Origin of the sequence: Amycolatopsis sp. NPDC058986, assembly GCF_042741125.1 — a bacterium.
Taxonomy (GTDB): Bacteria; Actinomycetota; Actinomycetes; order Mycobacteriales; family Pseudonocardiaceae; genus Amycolatopsis.
This window is the reverse complement of sequence record NZ_JBHYJW010000134.1, coordinates 1-3,750: the sequence shown is the minus strand read 5'-3', so window position 1 is coordinate 3,750 and position 3,750 is coordinate 1. Positions and strand designations below refer to the sequence as shown.

Below are 3,750 nucleotides of genomic sequence, written 5' to 3'. Positions count from 1 at the left end.
ACGCCAGCCCGGTGCCGCCGAGCTCCTCGGTGAAGATGCGGTCCACCGCGGCGAAGGTGGTCGCCGGTGTGTTCAGCCCTCGGCCCGGCGCTTGAGCTCCTTGAGCGCGGTGTCCATGACCATCTTCTCGGCCTTGCGGCGCAGCAGCCCGATCATCGGGAGCACCAGCTCGACCGCCAGTGTGTAGGTGACCTTGGTCCGGCCGGCGCCGAGCGGCTCCAGCGCGTACCGGCCGTTCTGCGCCTTCTGCATCTGGCCGCGCACGAGGTGCCAGCTGACGCCCAGCCCGTCGGCGTCCCAGTCGTACTCGAGGGTGTAGACGTCCTTGATCGGACCCGCGTCCAGGGTGAGTTTGACCTGCTTGGCGCGGCCGCCCTCGTCCTCGGCCAGCACCTCGGTTTCGCGCACCGCCTTGGCCCACTCCGGGTACGCGGGGAAGTCGGCGATCACCGCCATCACCCGCGCGGGCTCGGCGTCGACCTCGATGGACTGTGTGGACTGCTCCGCCATGGCTGGAAGCGTAGCCGGGCCGGTACGTCACCAGCGCAGCACGTAGGGCTGCCCGGTCTCCTTGAAGTGACCGACGTTACGGCATTCGGTGTGCCCGGCCCTGGCCCGCGGCGCCAGGGGCTGGTGGACGTGGCCGAACACCGACCAGCGGGGGCGGTCGTCCCGGATGACGTCCAGCAGTGCCGCGGAGCCCAGCTCGGCCCGTCGCGCGACGACGTCGTAGACCAGCTCCGGCACCGCGGGCGGCACGTGTGTGCAGAGGACGTCGATCCGGCCCGCCTCGCGCATCGCGGCGACCGCGGCGTCGAACTCCTCGCGGGTACGCAGGTGGGGCCGCCAGAAGCCGTTGCGGCGGGGCACGACACCGTCGGGCAGCAGCGCGCCGCCGACGAAGCCGAGCCGCAACCCACCCAGCTCGACGCTTTCGCCGTCGAGCACCTGGATCCCGGCACCGGCGAACTCGGGCCACAGCGCCGGGGTGTCCACGTTCCCCGGCGTGGCGTAGGTGGGCGCGGTCATGGCGGCGAACAGCGTCTCGTACTGGGCGCGGACCGCCTCGTCCACCGCCGCGGCGGGATCGGCGAGATCCGCCCACAGGGTGCGGGAGAAGGCGACGGTCTCCTCGCGGGTGCCCTCCCGGCGCAGCCGGGCGAACTGGCCGACCTTCTCGGCGCCGAACAGGGCGCCCATAATGCCCTTGTCGTGCTCGCGGTAGTCGACGAAGTCGAGCAGATCGCCGAGCACGATCAGCGCGTCGGCGCCGTCCCCCGCGCGCTTGAGCGCGTCGGCGTTGCCGTGCACATCGGACACGACGTGAACCCGCATCACTTCCCCTAACCCGCCTGTGGCGGGACGCCGGGCTCGCGCCCGTCCTCCAGGATCTCCTTGAGCCCGAGCGCGATGGCCTTGGCCGCGCGGGCCCGCCGATCGAACTCGCGCCGCAGCTCCCGCGGTGCCAGTTCCCTCGGCGTCCCGTCCGGACCGGCCGGGGTGGCGCGGAGGAAGTAGTGCAGCAGGGTGCCGTCGAGCACGGGTTCGGTCCAGACCTCCATGGTACCGACGAGCGCGCCGCGGACCGTCCAGCGCAGGCCCTGCTCGCCGCGGTCGGTGTAGACCTCGAGCACGAGGTCGGGCCAGTACCGGGTCCAGGAGCGGGGGTCGGCGAAGGCCGCGGCGACCGTGCTCGGGGGGACCACGATGAAGGTCTCGTCGACGAGATCTAGGGCTGGTGACGCCTGGTTCACGGTCCGCAGAATGTCATGCCGTCACACTGCGGGGTCGGTCAGCATGGTCTTACAGTCCACCTCACGCTAAGTTGACTGGCGGGTAACCCGCGGCGCCGCTGCCGCATGCGTTGAACACGGAGGTCCACGTGCGCGAATACAGCGCCCCCGCCGGCAAGCCGGTGCACGACGACGAGAACCTTGCCGACGTCGTGTGGGCGAACGCCGAACGGTTCTCCGACGTCGTGAGCTTCCGCCGCCAGGTCGACGGGACCTGGCTGGACGTGACGGCCAAGGACTTCGCCGCCGAGGTACTGGCCGTGGCCAAGGGACTGGCGAGCGCCGGGATCGGCCCCGGCGACCGGGTCGGGCTCATGTCGAAGACCCGCTACGAATGGACGCTGATCGACTTCGCCATCTGGGCGGCGGGCGCGGTCACCGTGCCCATCTACGACACCTCTTCGGCCGAGCAGGTGCACTGGATCCTGTCGGATTCGGCGGCGAAGGGCGTGTTCGTCGAGACCGCCGAGCACGCCGCGACGCTGGGCGAGGTGCGGGACCGGCTGGGTGATCTCGCCCACGTCTGGCAGATCGAAGGCGACTCCCCTGCCACCGGGGAACTGGCCGCCGCGGGCGCCGAACTGTCCGACGAGGACCTGCACGGGCGCCGCCGGTCGGTGAAGGCCGACGATCTGGCCACCATCGTCTACACCTCGGGCACCACCGGGCGGCCCAAGGGCGTCGAACTGACCCACCGGAACCTGCTCGCGGAGATCCGCGCGGACATCGAGGCGTTCCCGCAGCTGATGGAGCAGGGCAACTCGCTGCTGTGCTTCCTGCCGCTCGCGCACGTGCTCGCCCGCGCGATCGCGGTGACGGCGCTGACCGCGCGGGTCACCCTCGGCCACACCCCCGACGTCAAGAACCTGGTCCCGGACCTGGGCACGTTCCGGCCGACGTTCGTGGTCGCGGTGCCGCGCGTGTTCGAGAAGGTCTACAACGGCGCCAAGCAGAAAGCGCATGCCGAGGGCAAGGGCAAGATCTTCGACGCCGCCGAGGCCACCGCGGTCGCCTACAGCGAGGCGAAGGACAACGGCGGCGCCGGGCTCGGGCTCACGCTCAAGCACCTGCTGTTCGACAAGCTCGTCTACGCCAAGCTGCGCGCGGCGCTGGGCGGCCGGTGCGTGGCGGCGGTGTCCGGCGGCGCCCCGCTCGGCGCGCGGCTGGCGCACTTCTTCCGCGGCATCGGCGTCCCGGTGTTCGAGGGCTACGGCCTGACCGAGACGTCCGCGGCGGCGAACGTGAACACCGAGAGCGCCTTCCGGGTCGGCACGGTCGGCAAGCCGGTGGCCGGGACGTCGGTGCGCATCGCCGACGACGGCGAGGTGCTGCTCTCCGGCGACGTCGTGTTCAAGGCGTACTACAACAACCCGACGGCGACCGCGGAGGCGCTCACCGACGGCTGGTTCCACACCGGCGACCTCGGCGAGCTGGACGCGGACGGGTTCCTGAAGATCACCGGGCGCAAGAAGGAGATCATCGTCACCGCGGGCGGCAAGAACGTCGCCCCGTCCGGGCTCGAGGACACGCTCAAGGCGTCCCCGCTGGTGAGCCAGGCGATGGTGGTCGGCGACCAGCGGCCGTTCATCGGCGCGCTGGTGACCATCGACGAGGAGTACTTCCCGTCGTGGAAGTCCCAGCACGGCAAGCCCGCCGGGGCGACCGTGGCCGAACTGGCCGACGACGCCGAGCTGCGCGCCGAGATCCAGTCCGCTGTGGACGAAGCGAACAAGGCGGTCTCGCACGCCGAGTCGATCAAGAAGTTCACCATCCTGGCGAACGACTTCACCGAGGCGGGCGGCGAGATCACGCCGAGCCTCAAGCTCAAGCGCAACATCGTCTCGAAGAACTACGCGGGCGACATCGAGGCGCTGTACAAGAAGTAGCCGGACGTGCCGTTAAGGCCACCTTACGGGCGTCGGACGCCCGTAAGGTGGCCTTAACGGCATTTGAGTCC

At 70.6% G+C, this 3,750-nt stretch carries 4 protein-coding genes; 1 reads left to right on the top strand and 3 read right to left on the bottom strand.

Features of this window, described 5'->3' with window-relative positions; translation table 11 throughout:
* Positions 1-72 precede the first annotated feature (72 nt).
* Genes ACFW0G_RS45360 through ACFW0G_RS45350 form a run of 3 tightly spaced genes read right to left on the bottom strand, consistent with a single transcriptional unit; the run spans position 73 to position 1,754 of the window.
* On the bottom strand, positions 73-510 hold the full coding sequence (locus ACFW0G_RS45360; RefSeq protein WP_378331802.1) for an SRPBCC family protein: 438 nt from the start codon (positions 508-510) through the stop codon (positions 73-75).
* Between the two features lie 27 nt (positions 511-537).
* On the bottom strand, positions 538-1,335 hold the full coding sequence (locus ACFW0G_RS45355) for a metallophosphoesterase (protein ID WP_378331801.1): 798 nt from the start codon (positions 1,333-1,335) through the stop codon (positions 538-540).
* Positions 1,336-1,343: 8 nt separating this feature from the next.
* Entirely contained in the window at positions 1,344-1,754 is a 411-nt protein-coding gene (locus ACFW0G_RS45350; RefSeq protein ID WP_378331800.1) for a polyketide cyclase / dehydrase and lipid transport, read from the bottom strand.
* Positions 1,755-1,882: 128 nt separating this feature from the next.
* On the opposite strand from ACFW0G_RS45350, the gene ACFW0G_RS45345 reads away from it, so the two are divergent.
* Positions 1,883-3,679, top strand: a complete 1,797-nt coding sequence (locus ACFW0G_RS45345; protein ID WP_378331799.1) for an AMP-dependent synthetase/ligase — start codon at positions 1,883-1,885, stop codon at positions 3,677-3,679.
* The last annotated feature ends 71 nt before the right edge of the window (positions 3,680-3,750 follow it).

What these genes read in the sequence shown, in the direction of transcription:
- ACFW0G_RS45360 (WP_378331802.1), bottom strand. Translation starts at nt 510, where the DNA reads ATGGCGGAGCAGTCCACACAGTCCATCGAGGTCGACGCCGAGCCCGCG.
- ACFW0G_RS45355 (WP_378331801.1), bottom strand. Translation starts at nt 1,335, where the DNA reads ATGCGGGTTCACGTCGTGTCCGATGTGCACGGCAACGCCGACGCGCTC.